Source organism: Paenibacillus sp. FSL H7-0323, from assembly GCF_038002725.1.
Lineage (GTDB): Bacteria > Bacillota > Bacilli > Paenibacillales > Paenibacillaceae > Paenibacillus_AQ > Paenibacillus_AQ odorifer.
This window is the reverse complement of sequence record NZ_JBBODB010000001.1, coordinates 736045-757947: the sequence shown is the minus strand read 5'-3', so window position 1 is coordinate 757947 and position 21903 is coordinate 736045. Positions and strand designations below refer to the sequence as shown.

Sequence of the window (21903 nt, the reverse complement as noted above, 5' to 3'; positions counted from 1 at the left end):
AGGAATGGAGCATTAGTATTGACTTTATGCTGAAATTTTTGTACTTTTTATCATCGTACTGCCGCTGCGTCCACGATTACGTTTGCCGCCCCAAACACTGCCGGCACCCATCAAGAAGGTTGGGATCCCCGCTGTTACAAACACCAGACACCATTCGCGGAAATTGAGCGGCACTGTTTTGAAGACAGGCTGGAGCACAGGCACGTACATTACGGCCAGCATCAGTAAGACTGATGACAATACGGCAAGTACTAGATACTTATTCTGGAACGGATTGCGGTGGAACACTGAGCGCGAGCTGCGGCAATCGAAGACGTGGATCAACTGTGCCATAACGAGTGTCGCAAAAGCCACCGACTGTGCCCGAATCAATTGTGCAGGATTGTCTGGTGCTATACGTAAAGTTAGCCAAAATGCTCCTAGCGTACATAAGCCAATTAACAGTCCACGGCTTATAATTTTCCAGCCTAAGCGGCGGGCAAAAATATTCTCTTTCGCACCACGCGGTTTATGCTCCATCAAATCCTTCTCGGGCTGATCCACGCCAAGGGCCATCGCTGGCAGTCCGTCTGTCACCAGATTGACCCAAAGGATTTGAATGGGAACGAGTGGCAATGGCAGAGCGAGCATCATGGCAAAGAACATTGTCAGAATTTCTCCTACATTGGATGCCAACAAATAACGAATGAATTTACGAATATTCTCATAGATGTTTCTGCCTTCTTCGATGGCAGCAACGATCGTAGAGAAGTTATCATCTCCGAGAACAAGTGATGATGCTTCCTTGGTCACATCTGTGCCTGTGATACCCATGGCTATTCCGATATCCGCAGCCTTAATGGCTGGAGCGTCATTCACTCCATCTCCGGTCATAGCCACTACGTGACCATGACGTTGTAGCGATTTAACGATCCGAAGCTTATGCTCTGGAGATACGCGGGCGAATACATACACATTGTCCGATACCTTATCCAGCTCATCATCATCCATCCGGGTTAACTGAGCACCTGTCAGCACCGTTCCACCACGCTGCAGAATTCCCAGCTGGTGAGCAATAGCCTCGGCAGTTGTTCCATGGTCACCGGTAATCATAACCGTCTTAATCCCGGCCCGGCGTGTGACGCTGATGGCATCGCGGACTTCACGACGTGGCGGATCAATCATTCCAGCCAAACCAATAAAGACTAATTGATTCTCCGCATCCTTTTCACTATTCACATGTTCATTTGGACGCATATCCCGGTAAGCCATACCTAGCACACGAAGGGCTCCAGAAGCCATCTGCTCATTGGCATCAAGCACCTTTTGCCGCAAAGTCGGCGTACAAGGCACAACACCGCCCTCCCAAAGCATGTATGAGCAGCGATTGAGCAGTACATCGGGCGCACCTTTTGTACATACCATCCGTCCTCCAGGATGGCCTACGATCACAGACATCAGCTTCCGTTCAGAATCAAACGGAAATTCCTGTTCACGAGTGTAGGTTACAGCAAGCGTCTGAGCGGTCAGACCCATCTTTCCTGACAGTGCCACGAGTGCTCCTTCAGTCGGGTCGCCCTTCAGTTCCCAAACGGAAGTGTTGTCTGCAGACTTTTCAAGAATAGCATCCTTATCCTTCCCTTTGCGTTTGCCTCGCACTTCAGACTGGAAGGTCTCGATGATTTCCGCGTTGCTGCATAATGCGCCGACCTGCAACATCCGCCGTAAGCTTTGATCATGTTTTAGATCCACTGCTTTACCTTTCTCCAGAACCTGTCCATTTGGAGCATACCCTTCGCCTGTTACCTCAAGACCACGTCCACCCGTCCATAATCGGGTCACCGTCATTTTATTCTGCGTTAAAGTTCCTGTCTTGTCTGAACAGATTACCGAGGCACAGCCCAGCGTTTCCACTGACGGCAATTTACGAACGATAGCTTTGCGTTTGATCATCCGCTGCACACCTAGCGCAAGCGCAATAGTTACAATAGCGGGGAGCCCTTCCGGAATCGCGGCAACTGCCAAGCTCACACCAGCCAAGAACATGGAGGTGGCAGGCTGTCCATGCAGAATACCTGCTGCCACAACTACAATTGTCAATCCCAGAGATACGTAGATCAGAATCTTTCCTAGTTGCTCAAGCCGGTGCTGCAAAGGTGTTTCCTGAGAATCCGTATTTTGGATTAGATCTGCTATCTTACCCATTTCCGTATTCATACCGGTACGGATTACAACAGCTCTCCCTGTTCCTCTGGTTACCATAGTGCCCATGAAGCCTAAATTCTTCTGATCACCAAGCGGAATCTCTTCTGCACGGATCGCTTCCGAATGCTTCGAAACAGGCAATGATTCCCCAGTAAGTGCGGATTCTTCCACATATAGAGCACTGCATTCCAACCAACGTACATCAGCAGGAATCCGATCACCACTCTCCAGCAAGACAATATCGCCTGGCACCAACAGCTTGGCTGGGATAATCTCGCAATTCCCTCCACGTAGCACTTTCGCAGAAGGTGCGGAGAGCTGCTTTAAAGCTCTGAGCGAACGTTCGGCGCGAAACTCCTGAACAAATCCAAGCGCTCCATTCAGTAGGATAATCGCGATGATCGTGATGGCATCCAAGTATTCGCCTAGCAACCCGGATACAAGCGTTGCACCCATGAGCACAAGCACCATGAAATCCTTGAACTGGTTCAACAGCAGGGTAAACGGAGATACTGTCTTTCCTTCCGACAGCTCGTTGTACCCGTTCTCCTTTCGTCTCTCCGCGGCTTCCTCATCACTGAGGCCCGTCCTTGGCTGGACATTGAACATTTTCTGCAGCTCTTCTGCACCGAGACGGTGCCAACTGTTTTGTTCCATGACTTTTCTTTCCCTCCCGGTCGTTTCTTTACTTCCGGCGGCGCACAGCTTTTCCACCTGTTCATGACAAATGTATTCAAGGTCGTCCAATAATATCACCCCTATCCAATTCCCCTTTTGCGCGAATGTCCTAAAGTATGGCATCATAGAGAGGTAAGCATAAACGTCTTTGGCGTCCTTATAAGGACAGGTAGGCGTTTGAGCGAGAAATATAAGACATAAAGTATTGTGTGAAACTTTTACTTTCTTATATTTAAGAAATTCATTTCACGGCGACAGGAGAGCTTTATCATGGCATTAGACGGCATTGTTACCAAAGCTATCGTGCACGAATTGCAATCATTCATAGGTGCACGTATAGGAAAAATATATCAACCGAACAATCACGATTTAATTTTTAACCTGCGCGGCGCAGGTGGCGGCGGCAAGCTGCTGCTCTCTGCTAATCCTACGTATCCTCGGGTGCATTTTACCGAAAGAAACAGCATTAATCCTTCGGAAGCACCCATGTTCTGCATGCTTATGCGGAAGCATTGTGAGGGAGGGACCATTGAAAGCATTACGCAGGTAGGCATGGAACGAATTATTCACATAAACGTCAAGACTAGAGATGAGCTTGGTGACGTATTTGCCAAAAAGATCATCATAGAGCTCATGGGTCGGCACAGTAACATCATTCTTACTGATCTCAGCTCTGGAACGATCATAGACGGCATTCATCATGTAACTCCATCGATTAGCAGCTATCGGATTGTGATGCCCGGCATCGCCTACACAGAGCCGCCTCAGCAGCATAAGCTGAACCCTTTGGAAATCGGCCAGGAGCAATTTCTCAATTTAATCTCGGCTGCTGAAGAAGCTGCGCTGATAGAGGATGTTGTGGAGGAAGCTGAGCCAGAAGAAATCATTGAGGGAGAGCTTGCTAATCTGATCACAAAAGAAGCAGTAGAGCAAAAACCTGACGGCTCTGGCGGTCCATCTCCCTCAGCTGACCCGGTAGGCTGGATGGTACATGCTTTCAGCGGAATGAGCCCGCTGATTGCTGGTGAAATTGCTCTTCGTCTGAGAAACACCTTGGATAAAGGCGAAGTTACAGAAACCGAAGCAGCGTTTCCAACAAAATTATGGGTTGCCTTCCATTCCGTAATGGGCCCCGTACGTGATAACGAGTTTTCTCCTGTTGCAGGTGCAAACGCAAAAGGTAAAATGATTTTTTCTGCGATTCCCTTAACACTTCTAGGTGAGAGTGCGAAACATTACAACTCCATCAGTGAATGTATGGAGGATTATTACGGGGATAAAGCCGAGCGCGATACTGTAAAGCAACGGGTGAGTGATTTGATCCGTTTCCTCAGCAATGAACGGAGCAAAAACGTTAAAAAACTCGCTAATTTGCAGAAGGATCTCGACGAAGCTCAGGATGCTGATCGTTACCGCATTTGGGGTGAGTTGCTTTTCGCTTCATTACACGCGGTATCCAAAGGGGATAAAGAAGCCTCCTTGGTCAATTATTATGATGAAAATCAGGCGGAAATGGTGGTTCCGCTCGATCCGTTATTAAATCCTTCGGACAATGCACAACGTTATTTCAAAAAATACAACAAATATAAAAACAGCCTGCTTGTTATTAATGAACAGCTTTTGAAGACGCATGAGGAAATTTTGTATATGGAGAGTCTGCTGCAGCAACTTGCCCACGCTTCCCTCAACGACATTGAGGAGATCCGCGACGAGCTTGTAAGCCAAGGTTATCTGCGTGACCGGAGCAAAAAGGGTAAAAAGAAGAAAAAGGCCACCAGACCCACATTACAGGTCTTCACCTCTTCGGAAGGAATCGATATTTATGTCGGCAAAAATAATTTGCAGAACGAATACGTCACCAATCGGCTGGCTTCTCCGAATGATACTTGGCTGCATACCAAGGACATCCCCGGATCACACGTGGTCATCCGAAGTGAGCAATTTGGAGATGCAACGCTAGAAGAAGCCGCTCAGCTTGCCGCTTATTTCAGCCAAGCCAAACAGTCCAGCAGTGTGCCTGTGGACTGTACATTGATCCGCTATGTACGTAAGCCAAGCGGTTCCAAGCCGGGATTTGTAATCTATGATCATCAAAAGACACTGTTCGTCACACCTAATGAGGAAAGAATTAAGAGTCTTCCAAATACTTTGAGAAGCTAACTACTAGATATAAAGAAACCTCCAGCTGCAGATGTTGAACATCTAAGGCTGGAGGTTTTTATAATTCGCTCCGCAAATCGACTAATTTCATGCCTTCTTGTTTAAAAACTTCAGTACTTCTGTAGAAACCGTAACACTGCCGATATCCCCGTGAAAAATTACGCCTTGACGGGCACCATGAAAGTCAGAACCTCCGGTTATTAACAGATTATAATCCTCAGCCATAACTTGATAACGTTCTTCTTCCGCAGGTCCGTGATCAGAGTGATAGACCTCAATCCCTTTAAAAGCGCCTTGCTCCAGAATATCTCGCACCAGAAGGTCATCCCCGTACAAGCCCGGGTGGGCTAATACTGGAGACCCTCCTGCCTCAATGATCCACTCGCAAGCTTCCTCCGGTGTGATTCTGGGAGGTGACACATAGGCTGCTGCATCCTCGGCCAAATACTTGTTGAAGGCATCTCTCATATCGGTAGCTGCCCCAAGCCGAACCAGCTCGTCGGCAATATGTGGCCGGCCGATGCTTTCGTCAGGCTTCAATTCCCGCCCGATCCCCGCTATAACCTGTTCCAAGGTAATCGCAATCCCAAGGTCTTGCAGCTTGGTAATTATCGCTTCATTCCTAAGTGCCCGGGTATCTCTTAGCCCTTCCAAACGTGAGAGAAATTGTTCATTCTCAGGATCAACATAATAGCCCAGCACATGAATGTCTTTGCCACCAGCACGCGTACTGATCTCTACACCAGGCACAACGGTTATTCCGTACTTCTCTCCTGCTTCACAGGCTTCCTTCACGCCAGCTACTGTATCATGATCCGTAATGGCAACAGCGCTTAGCCCCTTCTCCTTAGCAAGACGTACATTCTCCGCTGGCGGCTGCATGCCGTCAGAGGCTTGAGTATGGGTATGGAGGTCGCATACATCCTTAGCAGATAGGTTACCTGCATTCTCCCACTCTTCCCGCAGAATCCCCATTTTTATGGCATCATAGTATTCTCCTCGCACGATTCGTGCTTTACGGACGCGAGCTTCCTCCACCATGCCACATTTCGCTGCCAACCCGATCATTCTTTTATTCCCTGACCAGGTGCCTATTCCAAGACGGACTGTATCAAGAGAATTAAATAAATAATCTATCCACATCTTAAACGCTTCCGTACCGTAACCACCTGACCAATAACTAGAATCAAAGATTACTATACCAATCTCCATCCAGTTGGTTTCTTGCGATATCCAGTAGCGCCCTACTTTCCCCTTTACCTTGCCGTCTATTTCTATGATCAACAGGTTACGCGGGGTTTCCGTCTCAACTAACGCCAAATGACCTATGTAGTCCTCGGTAAACTTTTCGAATCTTTGATGTGCCAAAGATTTATAGGGACCATCCCATTTCAAGTGTTCACGGTCTTCAGCTTCATGATAGTGATAATAAAGCTTCTGAAAATCAGCCTCTGTAATATCGCGCAATACTAGCTTTTCTCCACGTAGAACAATTGACATTGTAATATCCCCCGCTTTAACTATCAGATTTGATTCGAATGCTCACGCAAATAAGTCAGGAAGGTTACTGCAGAAATTGGCAGCAGTGTTGATTTTAGATGAATAGCGTAGAATTGTCTTTTAAAAGAGGCATCGGAGATATTCACAATTTTCAACAGTCCCAGCGCAACTTCATGCTTAACCGAAGAGGTCGATATGATCGTTATGCCAAGACCTGCTTCCACCGCTGATTTCACAGCTCCCGTACTTCCAAGCTCCATCACGATCTTCATAGTTCCCGGATCAAGTCCCTTGGAGAACAGCTGCTCTTCCATCACACGCCGCGTTCCTGAGCCCTGCTCACGCAATACAAAAGGATGCTGAAGCACTTGCTCCAAAGTAACCTCTTGCTGCTCCGCAAGTGGATGATCATGTGGCACGATCAACTTCAGTTCATCCCCCATCACGGGCTCGATCTCCATGTCCGGATGTGTGACCGGGGCTTCAATTAAACCAAAATTCAGTTGATGCTTGAGGATTTCCTCCATAATTTGCGAGGTGTTCATCACTTTCATCATAATTGAAATGTTAGGATATTGCTTTCCGAAAGGGCCTAACAGCCGTGGCAGCACGTATTCTCCTATCGTAAGACTCGCCCCAAGCTGCAGCCGCCCCTCCAGCATATGTGTGAATGCTGACATCGCTTGATCCGTCTCACGCATCAGCTGAATACTGCGCAGCGCGTATGGCATCAGGGTGTGCCCTGCTTCGGAGAGTAAGATTTTTTTGGTGGAACGGTTAAACAATTTGGTGCCAAAATAATCCTCCAGTGCCTGTACCTGCATGGTCACAGCTGGTTGAGTCATATGTAAAGTCTGCGCCGCCGCCGAGAAGCTTCCCCGCTCGGAGACCGTATAAAAAATATGCAGCTGATGAAAGTTCATGCTTCGCAACTCCTTATATTACAAAAGAACGTCCTTTAAAGACGACAATCGTTTCTCGTAGAAACTTAAGAATATTATAATCGTGCTGTATATAAATTCTTATATTTTTAAAAAGGACATGCAGACTCGCCGCATGCCTCTTGCCCGTTTCTTTATAGACTATTTGCGTCTTCGTTTCTTCTTCGACAGCTTTGTGCGGTGAGAAATACGCAGCAGTGAAAAATAGGTCTTTAAATCTCTCAGCTGTGGCATCTCCGAGATTCTCCCAAGAAACGAAACGATGATCATAGAATATAATGGCTGGCCTGAGAGATCTCTCTCACCTGTCAATTCCGTAAACTCAGCGATTACTACAGAGTCATCGTCAATTAAATATGCGTTATAATCACTGCTTGAAAAGGGCTTGATCCGATTCTGCATTAGGCACTGCCACATCCATGCAGCGACCTCTTCGGCATTGCTTGCACCATTGCTGATGCGGTCCATATAACGGCTCTTCGCATGATTGGTTATAACGATATCGGCGACCCTGTAATCGTTCAGCATGATGTGGAAGGGCTCATAAGTGCTGGGCCAATCCGTCCCCTTGTTGCGCATCATCATCACACTCCACCATAAGGGTCTTAGTATGCACTTAATGTTGTCATCTTACCTCATTGCCGAAAGTTGTACAAGTTTCTACCGTCGAGAGTAATGGCGTTTTTTTGTAAATAAGCATAAAAAAAACAGGCGCTGTTTAAGCGCCTGTTTATCTCCTGGAATCACATACTGTAATTACGGGACTTGTCCGGTCCATTACTAGTATACTCTGTCTTAATTTCGTTACGATAAGATCTTTCAATCTTTCGCACATAGGAGAGTCTGCGGACATTCTTCATAACTTCCTCGGCCCGTTCTGCATTTACATACATAACTGCATAATGCATTTTCCGAGAAACATAATGTAATGTTCCGTATTTCTCAAGGTTACGTGCCGCTTTAACGTCACTTACCCAAATGATGTATCCTGTCCGTTCCGCAAACATAAGCTAAACCGCCTTTCTCTCTCTAAATCCTAAGGGAAGCTTATCCGCAGGAGCATTTTCCCCCGCTGCCGCATCCACCTTTAGGGGAAGGATCATTACTTGGTACTTTAATGCTATCGGATACTGAAAAAGCAATCGCTTCCGACATGGAATGCAGAATGTCGTCAAGGGTCTTCTCTGCCAGCTTGAAACGAACAACTTCTTCGAACCGCTCCAGTTCCGCTTCTACTGCCGAAACCTCATCCTTTGCTGAATGATAATTCGGGTGGAAATGTCCGAATCGCTGTGTTTCTTCAAACAACTCCTTCTTAGTCTGAAGTCGTTTGACCATGGCCTGAATTTCGGGGTTCGTATCAACCCGTCCTTTCCAGTATAAGTAATCCGACACCTCGGCGGATTGATTAATCATATCGCCTAATTCATAGGCGTATGTCAGCACTTCAGCCATATCGACCGTATTTATTTCAGCTACGCTCATGAACTCAGCTCTTTTCTTCGTTAATGATCTACCGATTCAGTAGACTTTTCTATCATACCATAATCACTCGCTTGAGCAGAAGAGGAATTTCTTCGTCCTTTGGGAATAACTAACTTCATTTCCTTCCAGTCTTCCGGAGTGAGCTCTATATCTTCAACCGTTTCACCATCGTGATAGAGCAGCTGTCCGGAAACTCTCCATGGATTTCCGCTTATGCGGGAAGGGATAAAATCTAACATCTGATCATTTAGTGCAAAACGCACCTTGACTCCCCATCTTAACCCTTGCTCCATCACCTTTTGTGCAGTCGAGCTATGATAATGCCGCCATTCTTTGCTCCAGATCTGCGGTACATTTTCTCCACCGAAGAGAATCTCCTCCTCTTGTTCAGGAGCAATAACCGGCAGGTTAAGAAAAGGATTCCCTTTGGACAGCAATCCTAGTTCTACATTCAGCTCTGGAAGAACATACGTTGCCTCGGGGTTTCCTGTTTCATGAGGAAACCAACTCCACCCTACGTTTGGATCCTCCCCTTGTCCTCCAATGATTCTGGAAGGCGCTAGCCCCGCGGAGTACAGTTCTTTTCGTATCTGTTCCATATATTCCGGGTCCACTATGAAATGTAAAGGACCGATACGTTCAAGATTCTCCTGTAAACGCGGGTGAGCTGCGATAGCAGCTCCATCGGCTTCCGTCTGACAGGTCAAGAGAATTACTCGCGATAATGAGGTACGGCCAATACTTTTTGCCCATTGCTCAAGGGACATTTGAACCACCGAAGGAAGCCCGCCCAGTGCATGCTCGCTTATCCAGGAGATGATGTCATTCGGTGACATTCCACGCTCAGCTGCAAGTTCCAACCTCTCTTTCGTCAGCCGGAAGCTCCATATCGTATCACTTTGCTGGAGCTCAGCGCAGCCAGCCAGTGTCCATCGTACAGAAAAGGGGACCTCCGGTGGAACCAGTACCTCGAAATCCGGCTGCACAATAAACTGTTCCTGTGTATCTCCAGACCCAACAGCAGCGAATGATCCCCTCTCAGCAGATAGCATTGGCTTAGCAGCGGTCCAGCGAAAACACAACATGCCCTCAGCGGTTTCTCCCAGTTCACACCAGCCAAAGCCTGTTAAACAACGTAACCAGTTCAAGCTTGACTTCTCAAGCTCATTACGGGCAACGTTACCTGTGAGATTAGAAGCCATCATCCAGTCTAATAGTGCGGGCAGCATTATCCATTTCCCGGGGATAAAATCTGCATTAGAAATTATATAACGAAAATGTTGATCGGCTGGGCCCACGCTTCCAGAGCGATTAATTACAATCCCATAAAGAATGTCACTCATCGTCGCTTCAGGAAGCTGCAGCCAACGATCCAACAGCTCCAGATCAAGCGTGTATCCGGCACTCTGCCTGCGAATAAGTCCAAGACACAGCAGAATATCCACCGTCGCTATGACAGAAAGTGTTTTCTGTTCCTCTAAAAGAGAACCTACGGAGAGCCCTTGCAAATGCTCCTCCCCAAAAGAAAGCTGCGCCGCTAAGCGGTTTAGATGCTTTTTATGAATAATCCCCTTGGCTGTCAGCGGCAACCCTTCCCAAGCGGTGAACAGCAAAGCCCGAAACAAATCTATCGCCAGTCCGGCTCCTGCTTCCATGGTAAGACTCACTAAATGCCCGGCAATGAATTGCGGCTGATACGGGAAAAATTCTTGTTCAATTGCCGGCAGCTGATCAACAGGAATCTGGTACAGCTTTTCGCCTAATATTTTATGCCTTGCAGTTAACAGCCCCTCGCGGCGCAATTCGTTCATTGCAAGCTTTTGCTCAGCACGACAAAGCGCCACAGGGCGCAATCGTTCTTCCTTCCCTTCCTCAAACGGCTGGGCAGCATAAGCTGCACATAATCGCTTTAAGACCTCTAATGCTTCTGTAGACAGCTGGTTCAATGGATGGTTCTCTCCTCTCCACTCGGCATCTTTTTAACGACATATTCATAGCCCTGCTCAGTCAAAAACATCCGGCGGCGCAAAGCGAAATCCTGTTCCCGGCTATCTTCAGATACCAGTGTATAGAAGTAGGCTTTATTCTCCCCCGCTTTGGGACGGAGGATTCGACCTAGTCGCTGGGCTTCCTCCTGCCGTGATCCATAAGCTCCCGAGACTTCAATTGCAATCGACGCGTCAGGTAAATTCACCGCGAAATTCGCTACTTTTGACACCACCAGTACCTGTATATCTCCCTCGTTAAAAGCCGCATATAGCTCGTCTCTTTCACGCTGCTTCGTTTTGCCGGTAATTAAAGGCGCCCCGATCCTGTCAGCCAGTTCACTTAACTGGTCGAGATATTGTCCAATAACCAGCACCGAAGAACCTGTATGGACCTTTAGAAGCTTAGCTACAATTTCAGCTTTGGCAGGATTGCAGGAAGCCATACGAAATTTTTCTTTTGCCGCCGCATACATATATTCTTGTTTAAGCTCCGGATTCATCGGCACAATGATCTCTACACATTCCACTTCAGCGATCCAGCCCTGCTGCTCCAGCTCCTTCCAAGGCAAATCGTAGCGTTTCGGTCCGATTAAAGAGAACACATCCCCTTCCTTCCCGTCTTCTCTAACCAAAGTGGCTGTAAGCCCCAGTCGACGTGTAGCCTGAATGTCTGCTGTAGCCCGAAATACAGGCGCTGGAAGCAGGTGAACCTCATCATATATAATCAAGCCCCAATTGCGTTCGTTAAACAGCTTCATATGAAGAAACGGACCGTCTTTGGACGAACGATGCGTTAATATTTGATAGGTGGCAATGGTAACTGGCCGCACTTCTCTTTTTTCACCCGAATATTCACCTACTGCCTCCCCAGCCAAATCTGTTCGCTCCAGCAATTCATCCATCCATTGCCTTACGGACGTTGTATTTGAAGTTAAAATCAGGGTTTCACATTGGAGACTTTCAAGTACTGCTACTCCTACAATTGTCTTCCCAGCGCCACAAGGCAGCACCACCACACCGCTTCCCCCTTGTCCTTCTGTCCCTTGAAACAGCTGAACGGCCTCCTGCTGATATTCACGTAAGCCAAATGAATCGTTTGCCGAATCAGCCTTGCAGGTATCGAGATTCTCCTTCCAGGTCAAGCTAAGCGCTTGCCCTTCATGATATCCGGCGTAGTCGAGAACTGGATACCCCAATCTCATCAGCTCTTGTTTCAAAAGCCCTCTATTCTCCGCGGGGCACGAGCATTCCAGAGGATTTATTCTCAGTAGACCCAACGCTTTTAGACCTTGTACATCACTCAATTCATTCAAAAGCTCAGGAGCATCCGCTCTTAACATAACGACCTCATTCTGAGTCTCTTGGCCATGAAGAGTCAGCTTTCCATATCTGGACAAAAGAGTTTCAATTTCCTCCTCCAATCCTGTGGGAACACCCCAGCGTGCAAGGTGATGCAGGCTAGTGATAATCTCCTCAGCAGTATAATTAAGCGCAGCTGCATTCCAAAGAGATAAAGGGGTAATTCGGTAGGTATGGTAAGCAGGAGGACTTTTTATCAGCTCCGCGAAGGTCCCTAGCTTTTTCCTTGCCACCTCAAAATCCGGATGAGCACATTCCAGTAAAATTGTCCGGTCCCTGCGTACGATGCAAGCTCCTGATCCATTCATAGCTTTTCCTCCCTAGTGTTCAAGTGATTTAAGCTTGCGCTATGTAATTTTGTTTATTTTCATATAACAGGAAAAAGCCCATCCCCGCATAACGGTCATGAGCTTCCCTATCTGACTATTTAATGTAAGTGCTGCTGCGAAATATCATGGAGGGCATCACCAGCTTCATCCGCAAAAATGTCGCGCACAGCCAGATCTCCAATCGACACTACGCCCACCAGCTTCTGGTCACGTGTCACCGCCAGCCTGCGAATTTGCCAGCCAGCCATTACCTCTGCAGCCTCATCTACTGAAGTATTCTCCGAGACGGTCTGAATCTCTTTACTCATTACAGTTTCCACTGAGGTTGAACCAGGATGTTTAGCCGCATAACCTCTAATCACGAGATCGCGGTCAGTAATTACGCCGAGCAGTGTCTTATGTTCTTCATTATCAACAACAGGTATAAATCCAGTGTCATAATCTCGCATTTTCACGGCAACTTCATACACATTATCTTGCAGCGTAACCGTTGCAGGCTCCTTCGTCATAACCTCTTTCACTGTCTTCAAGAATGAACCCTCCTAATCATGGTCCCCATGTTATGGGAATAGGTTCTCCTCTATGAAACGAAATTATACGATTGTGTTCTCACGCATACAGGAATTCGCCATAGCAATGAGCAGCTTCATTCCGTGCAGCATGGCATCTTCGTCAAAATCAAATTTGCTATGATGATGTGGATAGTCAGCCTCTTTATCCGGATTTCCGGCACCCACAAACATAAAGCAGCCTGGAATCTCCTTAACATAATAGGCAAAATCCTCAGCTGGCATCAGCTTTTCCATCCGAATCACTTCAACAGATTCTCCTAAAGCCGCTGGGGCCACCTCGAAAAACCGCTGCACTTCACCATCGTGATTTACGAGGGGAGGATATCCCATAACGTAATCTATCTTAGCTTCTGCCCCGTAAGCGCTGGCAATAGAAACGGTCATTTCTTCGATTCGCTGGCGTATCAAATGCCGTGTCTCCTCGTCGAATGCCCGCACTGTCCCTGTGATCCGGCATTGCTCGGCAATGACATTCTGGGCGAACCCCCCTTGAATGGTTCCTACACTGAGTACAGCGGGCTCCAGCGGGTTCACAGAGCGGCTTACAATGCTCTGCAGCTGGGTCACCAGCGCCGCTCCCGCCACGATGCTATCAATGGTACGGTTCGGCATGCCGCCGTGTCCGCCTTTGCCAATGATATCTATAAAAAACTCGTCTGCAGACGCCATCAACGGTCCCGGAGCACTCCCTACAGTTCCCATAGGCAATGGAGTCCACAGATGCAGACCATACACCGCATCCGCTCCTTCTAACATGCCTTCGGCAATCATCCCCTGCGCCCCTCCTGGGCATACTTCCTCTGCAGGCTGAAAAAGAAAACGCAGCTCCCCTTCCAGCTCCTCAAGCCGGCTGCTGTAGTAAGAGGCTACACCGAGCAGTATGGAAGTGTGGCCATCATGTCCACAGGCATGCATTACCCCTTCATTTTGCGAAACGTAATCCTTCTTGTTCTCCTCTTTAATAGGCAGGGCATCCATGTCCGCACGAAGAACAACAGTTTTCCCGGGCCGCTTTCCCCGTAGTATGCCAAGCACACCATACCCTGTCCCGCTTTTTCTGACTTCAATTCCGAATTTGGCTAACTTATCTGCTATAAATGCTGACGTTTCCTTTTCATGAAAAGACAACTCCGGATGACGATGCAAATGGCGTCTCCATTCCACGATCTCCGGCATGAGCGAATCAACCGCTAAGCTCTTCATAAGTTCTCCATCCCCTTCTCGATAAACCCGCATCCATAGCAAGCGATAGCAGTCCTGTTCACTTTGTTCCAGCCGCGAACGACTATAATTCTTTTATTGTAGCAGAAACGCAAAAAACTGGGTATTGTTAGGCACTGCCTACTCTTGCACAACCTTTAGAAACATACTATCATGAGGTAGAACATCAGCAATCGGATCAGAAATTCATCATTATACTTCATAAGGGGGATATGCGTGCTATGATTTTTGAGAACACGGGCCTCGTAGGATTGAAGAGTGATCTTCTCTATCTGGACGAGAGTGCCACAAAAGCTGGCTTCATCCGCTGGCAATGGGAATACTATCGTGCCACTTACGACTGCAAAATTGAAGACCCACAGGATGGTGGCGAATACTTCCTACGCATTAACACTCGCGCTGTCGAGGGAAAGCTAGAGAAGTCTGATGCCGTACTTGCAATTGAAGCCGTATACTTAGGAAAAGCAACCTTCCCTCATGGCCTGGAATATGAATCTCCGGTGCCAAAACCAGTATTGGACACTGCTGCTAAGCGGATTCTTGAATTAAAGCAGCTGTTAGAGGCTTGAGTAACAGAAAGGGAACGACGAAACAAAATGTCAGCCTGCCCAAAAGAGGAACACCCGATTTCCAACTACTTATCTTAACACTACTACTTGTGGGTTTCGGTCTAGTCATGGTCTTCAGTGCTAGCTCAAGCTTAACCTTAGCAAGCTCGAAGTTCGGTAATGACCCTCTATATTTCATTAAACGCCAAGTGATCTGGATCGTACTCGGAACCATTGTTATGTTTATAGCTATGAACATTCACTACAGTAAGTTTAAGAAGTGGTATGTACCTATTTTTATCATCACCGTTATTCTTCTACTGGTGGTTGCCTTCTCTGAAAAAATTAATGGTGCCAAGAGCTGGCTTAGTATCGGGAAACTTGGAATTCAACCCACCGAATTAGCCAAAATATCGATTATCCTGTATATCTCAGCACTCATCACCAAAAAAGGTGAACGGTTTAGAGATTTCCGTACAGGATATATCCCTGTAATGGTCATCGTGGGTATTGTTGCCGGACTTATAATGATGCAGCCGGATTTAGGTTCTTGCCTCATTCTCGTAGCTACCAGCGGACTTGTTATTTATGCCGGCGGTGCCAGCATGAAGCATATTCTGGGCTCTATAGCACTGCTAGTGCTGGGTGTAGGACTAGTTGTAGGCGCCAAAGCAGCGATTGATTCCTTATCTCCATCCGATAAAGCCACTGACACTCAGGATTATAGAAAAGGTCGTATCGTTGCCTTTTTAGATCCTTATCAGGTTGCTGAGGGTGATGGTTATAACATTATTCAATCCTTAACCGCTCTTGGCCAAGGTGGAGTAAGTGGTTCCGGCTTCGGCAAAAGCATTCAAAAGCTGGACTATCTAAAATACCCTTATACGGACTTTATCTTCCCCGTAATTGGTGAAGAGTTCGGCTTTCTGGGGACCTCCATATTTTTGATGTTATATCTGTATTTTATCTGGCGAGGTATTCTAATCGCTTTAAGGTGTAAGGATCCCTTTGGTACGCTCGTCGGAATTGGGATTATGGGCCTCATAGCCATTCAGGCCTTTGTCAATATCGGCGGTGTAACCAATACAATCCCTCTTACCGGCGTTACCTTGCCGTTTATCAGCTACGGGGGCTCTTCACTCCTTGTCAGCATGCTGTGCATGGGAATTATGCTAAGCATCTCAAGAGAAACCAACCTTCCTGCCAAAGAGGAAGTAACGAAATCTGTAACAACGGTTAGACAGGTTCGTTCCCGGTAAGCTTTATAAAGCCGGAGGTTAGGGAATTTACACATAAAAAAGCAGCCCAGGGAATTAACCTTGGACTGCTTTTTTGTGTACAAGTTTTTTAAGAGATTTCATCATTCTTGAAAGCTACGCCTTCAACTTTGACATTTACCTCAACAATATGAAGTCCAGTCATGCTCTCCACAGCTTCACGTACGTTCTGCTGAAGCATCCGGCACACTTCGTGGATCGGTGTTTCATAGAGAACGATAATTCGTAGATCTACTGCTGCTTCCAGCTGTCCTACTTCAACGGTAACGCCCTTCTGAACGTTCTTACCGCTTAGACGTTTCGCCCAGCCTTCTGACAGGCCACCAGACATGGCTGCAATTCCCGGAGTCTCCAAGGCAGCCAAACCGGCAATTTTTGAGACGACGTCATTTGAAATTCGTATATTTCCCATTTCCAGTTGAAGTTGTTCTGCCATGCCATATCCCCCCTACACTCATTATCAATTATTGTAATTCCAAAACAGGCTAAAAAGCAAATCACTTTATCGCTTTCTCGTTTACACCTAGGAACAATTTGGGTATATTGATTATGAATTCAATCTAAATACATAGATAGGAGTGTCCTTCACATTGAAAAAATGGATTTCACCATCACTGATGGGTATCGCCTTTATCCTTAGTGCGATCGGCCATTATGCCGATTGGGATCATACCCTGCAGTTCATTCTCTCAGCAATCGCTGTGGTGTTTGTGGCTGGTTTTCTCGGCCGGGCCACTGAAAGTGTAGCTCATTATGCCGGACAACGACTGGGCGGCTTCCTAAACGCCACCTTCGGCAATGCTGCTGAGCTAATCATTGCCTTCTTCCTGGTTAAGGAAGGATTGTTCGACATGGTCAAAGCCAGTCTTACCGGTTCTATTATCGGCAACCTGTTGCTTGTTCTAGGATTGAGTATTTTCGCCGGCGGGATGAAGTTCAAAGTTCAGAACTTCAACGTAACCCTTGCCGGAATGAATGGCTCCCTGATGATCGTTGCCGTCATTGCCTTATTTGTTCCCGCTATGTTCTTTACCACCCACTCTATTACGGAGAAGGATACCGATGTGCTCAGTTTAATCGTTGCCGGGCTGCTCATCGCTTCGTACATAGCTTGGCTAATCTTCTCCATGATCACGCATAAGAAACATCTAGAGGACGTTACAGAAGAGGGTAAAGAAGAATTAGCTCATGAACATGCCCCTGCTTGGTCCAAAAACAAATCCATCCTTTATCTCGTGCTTGCCACTGTAATGGTAGCCTTCGTGAGTGAGTGGCTGGTAGGAACGTTAGAGACTTTGACAGAGCGTTTCGGATTCAGCGAGCTGTTTGTAGGTGCGTTCCTCGTAGCCATCATCGGTAATGCCGCAGAGCATAGTGCAGCCATTATGCTGGCCATGAAGAACAAAATCGGTGCGGCAGTAGAAATTGCGGTTGGAAGCAGTCTGCAAATCGCCCTGTTCGTAGCACCTGTCCTAATCTTCGCCAGTTATTTCATGGGTGATACAATGGACATAGTTTTTACGACCATCGAAATCGTCGCCATCGGTGTAGCCGTCTTTATTGCCAAATCAATTACTCAGGACGGCTCAACTAACTGGTATGAGGGTCTCTTGTTATTAACGGTCTACCTGATTTTAGGAGTCTCCTTCTATCTCGTATAATCATTATTAACCATTGTACACAACAAAAAGCGCACATGAGCGATTCGTCCTCATGTGCGCTTCTATAAATACTTAAGAAACCGATATTTATTCTTCCTTCGCTTTGTTGTTCAAAGCCTCGTAGAGTACTGCTAAGTTACGCTCCAGCTTACTTAGTACCATCTTACCAGTAATCTCTGGGACCAAACCTGCTCTAACCGCAAAATCCACTTCTCTGGAGAAACCGTACATCTGGGTATCCAGCACTTCCTCATAGAGAGGGCAGTAGCGTGTTGCCAGATTCTCCATCTGCACTTCTATAAGTTGCTGAATTTTATCGGCATCTTCTTGTAGAAGATTGATTGCTTTAAGATTATACTGTTCCTGTAATTCCGATGAAGTCATGCCTCTATCCCCCCCATGTCCAAAAGTTAAGCTGCTTTTACTATTTTACTTAATATTAGACGAAATCCGGTATCAATACAACAATTCAGTTTATACTAACCATATATTTAAAAGAACCTGCTGCGTTATCCTATCAAGTTTCGTATCTACTTCTAGAAAAAACGCCCCACCGAAAACCGGTAGGACGTTTTTAGCACGACTATTACTCAGCAACAACTGTGAATTTCAAACCGTGTTTTGCAAACACTTCAGTCATTGCCTTCTTAGCTTCTTCAGCATCTGCCCCATGAACATGAAGCTCATAGCTTTGGCTGGATACCAAAGTAGTGAACAAACCAAGGATACTTTTAACATCAATGTACTTGTTGTCCGCTTGAAGAACGATTGAAGAGTTGAACTGGCCTGCCGTTTGGGCAATATCGACAATTGCCGCATTGTTACTGGACATAGAAATCCCTCCGCAACTTGATTATAAAACTTTAGTCTTTTGTTATCATTTCTTATGATACATTGAATCCGCTTACTTGTGCAAGGAGTTTTCTTGTTATTACATTTTATTTCAAGTTTTCAGGATTCAGACCTTCGAGTTCCGGCAACACAAAAATTCCATCCTTACGGATCAATACATCGTCAAAATAAATTTCACCGCCGCCATAATCGGGACGTTGGATCAACACAAGATCCCAGTGAATGGAGGAGCGGTTACCGTTATCTGTAACATCATATGCTTGTCCTGGCGTAAAGTGCAGGCTGCCTGCGATTTTTTCGTCAAAAAGAATATCATTCATCGGATGAAGAATGTAAGGGTTAAAACCAATAGCGAATTCGCCAATATGACGCGCGCCGTCATCTGAATTCAAAATTTCGTTCAAACGAGCGGAGTCATTGCTGGTGGCTTCAACAATTTTTCCGTTCTCGAATTTGAATTTGATATTTTCAAAGGTCACTCCATTATATACTGACGGTGCATTATAGCTGATCGTTCCATTTACAGAATCGCGAACGGGGGCGCTGTAAACCTCGCCATCCGGAATATTTTTTTGCCCGGAGCATTTCTCTGCACCGATTCCTTTAATCGAGAACTTAAGATCTGTTCCAGCACTCAAAATATGTACCTTATCCGTTCTGCGCATGAGATCAGCTAAAGCATCCTGAGCCTTGTCCATCTTGGCGTAATCCAAATTACACACTTCGAAATAAAAGTCCTCAAACGCTTCAGTGCTAATATTCGCAAGCTGAGCCATGCTCGCATTCGGATAACGCAGTACTACCCACTTCGTATGCTTCACACGTTGTTCGCTATGCACTGGATGAGAGTACAACGAGTTATACAATTTCATATTTTCTTCAGGAACATCGGACAGATCGTTCACATTCTCACCTGCACGAATCCCGATATAACAATCCATTTGCTTCATCCGGTTCAAGTCAATTTCAGCCCATGTCTGAAGACTCTCACGAGTTGCGTATTTAAGCATGCTGCGCAGGACTGTACGATCTGTTAATTGTACAAAAGCATGACCGCCGGCCTTGCCGATTTCCTCTACAACAGCTTTGATTAAATCTCTTTCATTGCCAATCATTTCGACGAGCACGTTCTCGCCTGGCTGGACATTTACGGAATAACCGACTAGGTTAGCTGCCAGCTTTTGAATTCTGGGATCTTTCATTGTGTATTCTTCCTTCCTCTGTCTAAAAAATAAGCAAGCTTTTCTATTGTAGCACGCCCTGTATGGAGCGCAAGCCTGTGGGATAATGTGAAAATCAACGAAAGCCTGAAAAATTCACCTGTGATACATAAGTTTCATTATCAGATTCATTCCCCGCTTCCGAATAGGTAACCTTACGATTTAAGGTGAGCTTTCTCGGCAGATTATGTTTTGTATCAACGGTTAAATGGTAGACAGTTTCAACATTAGCTTGTTTCAGCTTTTGCTGTAATTCATTATTTTTCTTCTCCCATAGCTCCATCAAAGCTTGCGTAACCGCCTGATCGTTCTTTGTTATTTTTCCTGCAGAATCTGGTGTTTCAGGTCGAAGGTCTTGCATCTCTTTTTCCAATTCAGCAGTCAGCTGCTTTCTGGCCTCAGCAGGCGTCAGCTCGATCCGCAGCACATTTGTCCCTCTGCCTGCACCCGCATCTTCAGTCACATTAGCCTCCATGGATTGCAGCTCCTCCAGCTGTTTCAACGGATTAAGCAAAGCAAGCGGATTTCCGTCCTCAGAGGAACCTTCAGTGGTCAACGCTACCCATTCCCCCTCTTTTTTCTCTAGCTGACTATGGAAAGCTTTCATAGAAGTGATGCTGCTTTTTAAATCTTTAGCGCTATTTGCTGATTTTTTTGTGGATGAGGATTTATCAGGAAGCAGTGTATACAGATTGACCTTCTTATGGTCCTGTACTGTGCCTTCGTAAAATATCATGGATTCCGGAACGGTCTTTCCACCCTTTGTAAGCATGGTTGACCCTTTAAAAGTAACCCCATCGCTGCCCGTTATACCCGCTAACACCAAACTTAGATCTTCCTTGGCTGGTTTGTCTCTAATAACACTGCAACCGCTGTTGAACACGCAGGACAAGGTAAAAATCATAAGAACTAACCCCTTCAGTAATAATGACTTTCTCACGGTCATCAGGCCTTTCTTGGAGTATTTTACTTTACAGCCCACTATAGGGTTCTCCCTTCCTGCGCGCCTTATACAGATGCAAATACGTTGCTGTAATCGGTTTCCATACATTGCTCTAACTTATGCGCGTTTGTCGCTTGCTTCTGAATGTCAGTACATACCACCTTCAGACTCACGAAGTTACCGCTGCCAGTCGCCACACCGTTGAAGCTTTCGGACACAGCTGACCTTAATTACAGTATTTTGCGGTATTTCGTATGCCAACGGACTCCATTGCAGCTATTGACCCGAAATGCGCCCGATATGCCCCTCTTACTAAGCAATAGCGTCTCTGGTGTCCGAAACCTCACTTAAAAAGCTAAAATCATGCCAATAGCGTCATCTGAGTCCGAATGCAACGCAGCGGCATATTTGATACACGATCGAAGCGCCAGCCAACTATCAAAACAATGACCAGCAACTCCCTATTACGTCAGAAACGCTGGTCAAATGCCGATTCGCGAATATGACCGTTGCAGTCGCCACGCCGTTATCTCTATCGGACACAGCTGACTCTTAACGCAGCATTTCCCGATATTTCCCATACCAACGGACTCCAGCGCAGTTATTGACCTTAAAAACGCACAAAATGAGTCTTTTTCTAAGCAATAGTGTCTCTGGTGTCCGAAAACATGCCCCAAAGGCAAAATACATGCCAATAGCGTCATCTGGGTCCGAATGCCTCGCAGCGGCATATTTGATACACAGTCGAAGCGCCAGCCAACTATTAAAAACAATGACCAGCAACTCCTTATTACGGGAGAACTGCTGGTCAAATGCCGATGTGCGAATATTACCGATGCCAGTTGCCGCACCGTTGTCTCTAACGGACACAGCTGACCCTTAACGCAGCATTTCCCGATATTTCCCATACCAACGGACTCCAGCGCAGCTATTTACCCGAAATGCGCCCGATATGCCCCCATTACTAAGCAATAGTGTCTCTGGT

General features: G+C 46.5%; 21 protein-coding genes and 1 pseudogene. 4 read left to right on the top strand and 18 right to left on the bottom strand.

The annotated features are described in order from the left end of the window. Positions 1 to 24 precede the first annotated feature (24 nt). The gene (locus MHH89_RS03555; protein ID WP_341086352.1) at positions 25 to 2841 is read right to left on the bottom strand and encodes a calcium-translocating P-type ATPase, SERCA-type; all 2817 of its coding nucleotides are present in this window, start codon (positions 2839 to 2841) and stop codon (positions 25 to 27) included. 291 nt (positions 2842 to 3132) lie between these two features. Between MHH89_RS03555 and MHH89_RS03550 the strand changes: the two genes are divergently transcribed. Then, a complete protein-coding gene (locus tag MHH89_RS03550; protein ID WP_341086351.1) occupies positions 3133 to 5022 on the top strand; it encodes an Rqc2 family fibronectin-binding protein in 1890 nt (629 codons plus the stop codon). A gap of 87 nt (positions 5023 to 5109) precedes the next feature. Here the strand turns inward: MHH89_RS03550 and MHH89_RS03545 are convergent, their stop codons facing one another. The 10 genes and pseudogenes from MHH89_RS03545 to MHH89_RS03500 form a co-directional block, all read right to left on the bottom strand. Beyond that, a complete protein-coding gene (locus tag MHH89_RS03545; protein WP_341088786.1) occupies positions 5110 to 5997 on the bottom strand; it encodes a PHP domain-containing protein in 888 nt (295 codons plus the stop codon). A gap of 72 nt (positions 5998 to 6069) precedes the next feature. Continuing rightward, positions 6070 to 6522: pseudogene (locus MHH89_RS03540) on the bottom strand (GNAT family N-acetyltransferase); the annotation flags it as partial. Between the two features lie 23 nt (positions 6523 to 6545). Continuing rightward, positions 6546 to 7445: a selenium metabolism-associated LysR family transcriptional regulator gene (locus MHH89_RS03535; protein WP_341086349.1), complete on the bottom strand. Its 900-nt coding sequence runs from the start codon at positions 7443 to 7445 to the stop codon at positions 6546 to 6548. 159 nt (positions 7446 to 7604) lie between these two features. Then, positions 7605 to 8042 carry a hypothetical protein gene (locus tag MHH89_RS03530; protein WP_341088784.1) on the bottom strand — a complete coding sequence of 146 codons (438 nt, stop codon included), beginning with the start codon at positions 8040 to 8042 and terminating at the stop codon, positions 7605 to 7607. 164 nt (positions 8043 to 8206) lie between these two features. Continuing rightward, positions 8207 to 8470 carry a YlbG family protein gene (locus tag MHH89_RS03525; RefSeq protein ID WP_036686170.1) on the bottom strand — a complete coding sequence of 88 codons (264 nt, stop codon included), beginning with the start codon at positions 8468 to 8470 and terminating at the stop codon, positions 8207 to 8209. Positions 8471 to 8510: 40 nt separating this feature from the next. Beyond that, positions 8511 to 8948, bottom strand: coding sequence for a YlbF family regulator (locus tag MHH89_RS03520; RefSeq protein ID WP_076129134.1), 438 nt, complete (start codon positions 8946 to 8948; stop codon positions 8511 to 8513). Positions 8949 to 8968: 20 nt separating this feature from the next. After that, on the bottom strand, positions 8969 to 10894 hold the full coding sequence (locus tag MHH89_RS03515) for a helicase-associated domain-containing protein (protein ID WP_076280825.1): 1926 nt from the start codon (positions 10892 to 10894) through the stop codon (positions 8969 to 8971). Continuing rightward, positions 10891 to 12603 (bottom strand): DNA repair helicase XPB, encoded by a 1713-nt coding sequence (locus tag MHH89_RS03510; RefSeq protein WP_076280364.1) that lies wholly within the window; start codon positions 12601 to 12603, stop codon positions 10891 to 10893. Before MHH89_RS03510 ends, MHH89_RS03515 begins: the two co-directional genes overlap by 4 nt. A gap of 119 nt (positions 12604 to 12722) precedes the next feature. After that, positions 12723 to 13154, bottom strand: a complete 432-nt coding sequence (locus tag MHH89_RS03505) for a CBS domain-containing protein (protein WP_341086345.1) — start codon at positions 13152 to 13154, stop codon at positions 12723 to 12725. A gap of 63 nt (positions 13155 to 13217) precedes the next feature. Then, positions 13218 to 14399 (bottom strand): M20 family metallopeptidase, encoded by a 1182-nt coding sequence (locus MHH89_RS03500; RefSeq protein ID WP_076099565.1) that lies wholly within the window; start codon positions 14397 to 14399, stop codon positions 13218 to 13220. Between the two features lie 239 nt (positions 14400 to 14638). On the opposite strand from MHH89_RS03500, the gene MHH89_RS03495 reads away from it, so the two are divergent. After that, positions 14639 to 14986, top strand: coding sequence for a YugN family protein (locus tag MHH89_RS03495; protein WP_036686159.1), 348 nt, complete (start codon positions 14639 to 14641; stop codon positions 14984 to 14986). Continuing rightward, a complete protein-coding gene (gene ftsW, locus MHH89_RS03490; RefSeq protein ID WP_081392454.1) occupies positions 14983 to 16224 on the top strand; it encodes a putative lipid II flippase FtsW in 1242 nt (413 codons plus the stop codon). Before MHH89_RS03495 ends, ftsW begins: the two co-directional genes overlap by 4 nt. Positions 16225 to 16312: 88 nt before the next feature. On the opposite strand, the gene MHH89_RS03485 is transcribed toward ftsW, so the two are convergent. Then, positions 16313 to 16678 (bottom strand): Asp23/Gls24 family envelope stress response protein, encoded by a 366-nt coding sequence (locus tag MHH89_RS03485; RefSeq protein ID WP_019911482.1) that lies wholly within the window; start codon positions 16676 to 16678, stop codon positions 16313 to 16315. A gap of 154 nt (positions 16679 to 16832) precedes the next feature. Here MHH89_RS03485 and cax point away from each other — a divergent pair, with 154 nt between their 5' ends. After that, positions 16833 to 17903, top strand: a complete 1071-nt coding sequence (gene cax / locus MHH89_RS03480; RefSeq protein WP_036686157.1) for a calcium/proton exchanger — start codon at positions 16833 to 16835, stop codon at positions 17901 to 17903. Positions 17904 to 17990: 87 nt separating this feature from the next. On the opposite strand, the gene MHH89_RS03475 is transcribed toward cax, so the two are convergent. From MHH89_RS03475 to MHH89_RS03450, 6 genes are all read right to left on the bottom strand, one after another. Further along, positions 17991 to 18287, bottom strand: coding sequence for a YlaN family protein (locus tag MHH89_RS03475; protein ID WP_036686156.1), 297 nt, complete (start codon positions 18285 to 18287; stop codon positions 17991 to 17993). A gap of 202 nt (positions 18288 to 18489) precedes the next feature. Continuing rightward, a complete protein-coding gene (locus MHH89_RS03470) occupies positions 18490 to 18735 on the bottom strand; it encodes an HPr family phosphocarrier protein (RefSeq protein WP_036686154.1) in 246 nt (81 codons plus the stop codon). A 106-nt stretch (positions 18736 to 18841) separates the two neighbouring features. Next, positions 18842 to 19957 carry an aminopeptidase gene (locus MHH89_RS03465; RefSeq protein ID WP_036686152.1) on the bottom strand — a complete coding sequence of 372 codons (1116 nt, stop codon included), beginning with the start codon at positions 19955 to 19957 and terminating at the stop codon, positions 18842 to 18844. A gap of 94 nt (positions 19958 to 20051) precedes the next feature. Next, the gene (locus MHH89_RS03460; RefSeq protein ID WP_341086342.1) at positions 20052 to 20879 is read right to left on the bottom strand and encodes a hypothetical protein; all 828 of its coding nucleotides are present in this window, start codon (positions 20877 to 20879) and stop codon (positions 20052 to 20054) included. Between the two features lie 104 nt (positions 20880 to 20983). Further along, a complete protein-coding gene (locus MHH89_RS03455; RefSeq protein ID WP_179087520.1) occupies positions 20984 to 21136 on the bottom strand; it encodes a hypothetical protein in 153 nt (50 codons plus the stop codon). A 334-nt stretch (positions 21137 to 21470) separates the two neighbouring features. Further along, complete coding sequence (locus tag MHH89_RS03450; RefSeq protein ID WP_341086341.1) at positions 21471 to 21788, bottom strand: hypothetical protein; 318 nt, start codon at positions 21786 to 21788, stop codon at positions 21471 to 21473. Positions 21789 to 21903 lie beyond the last annotated feature (115 nt).

What these genes read in the sequence shown, in the direction of transcription:
- MHH89_RS03520 (WP_076129134.1), bottom strand. Translation starts at nt 8,948, where the DNA reads ATGAGCGTAGCTGAAATAAATACGGTCGATATGGCTGAAGTGCTGACA.
- MHH89_RS03525 (WP_036686170.1), bottom strand. Translation starts at nt 8,470, where the DNA reads ATGTTTGCGGAACGGACAGGATACATCATTTGGGTAAGTGACGTTAAA.
- MHH89_RS03550 (WP_341086351.1), top strand. Translation starts at nt 3,133, where the DNA reads ATGGCATTAGACGGCATTGTTACCAAAGCTATCGTGCACGAATTGCAA.
- MHH89_RS03465 (WP_036686152.1), bottom strand. Translation starts at nt 19,957, where the DNA reads ATGAAAGATCCCAGAATTCAAAAGCTGGCAGCTAACCTAGTCGGTTAT.
- MHH89_RS03555 (WP_341086352.1), bottom strand. Translation starts at nt 2,841, where the DNA reads ATGGAACAAAACAGTTGGCACCGTCTCGGTGCAGAAGAGCTGCAGAAA.
- MHH89_RS03495 (WP_036686159.1), top strand. Translation starts at nt 14,639, where the DNA reads ATGATTTTTGAGAACACGGGCCTCGTAGGATTGAAGAGTGATCTTCTC.
- MHH89_RS03500 (WP_076099565.1), bottom strand. Translation starts at nt 14,399, where the DNA reads ATGAAGAGCTTAGCGGTTGATTCGCTCATGCCGGAGATCGTGGAATGG.
- MHH89_RS03530 (WP_341088784.1), bottom strand. Translation starts at nt 8,042, where the DNA reads ATGCGCAACAAGGGGACGGATTGGCCCAGCACTTATGAGCCCTTCCAC.
- MHH89_RS03485 (WP_019911482.1), bottom strand. Translation starts at nt 16,678, where the DNA reads ATGGCAGAACAACTTCAACTGGAAATGGGAAATATACGAATTTCAAAT.
- MHH89_RS03470 (WP_036686154.1), bottom strand. Translation starts at nt 18,735, where the DNA reads ATGTCCAGTAACAATGCGGCAATTGTCGATATTGCCCAAACGGCAGGC.
- MHH89_RS03475 (WP_036686156.1), bottom strand. Translation starts at nt 18,287, where the DNA reads ATGACTTCATCGGAATTACAGGAACAGTATAATCTTAAAGCAATCAAT.
- MHH89_RS03535 (WP_341086349.1), bottom strand. Translation starts at nt 7,445, where the DNA reads ATGAACTTTCATCAGCTGCATATTTTTTATACGGTCTCCGAGCGGGGA.
- MHH89_RS03545 (WP_341088786.1), bottom strand. Translation starts at nt 5,997, where the DNA reads ATGGGGATTCTGCGGGAAGAGTGGGAGAATGCAGGTAACCTATCTGCT.
- MHH89_RS03510 (WP_076280364.1), bottom strand. Translation starts at nt 12,603, where the DNA reads ATGAATGGATCAGGAGCTTGCATCGTACGCAGGGACCGGACAATTTTA.
- MHH89_RS03460 (WP_341086342.1), bottom strand. Translation starts at nt 20,879, where the DNA reads ATGATTTTTACCTTGTCCTGCGTGTTCAACAGCGGTTGCAGTGTTATT.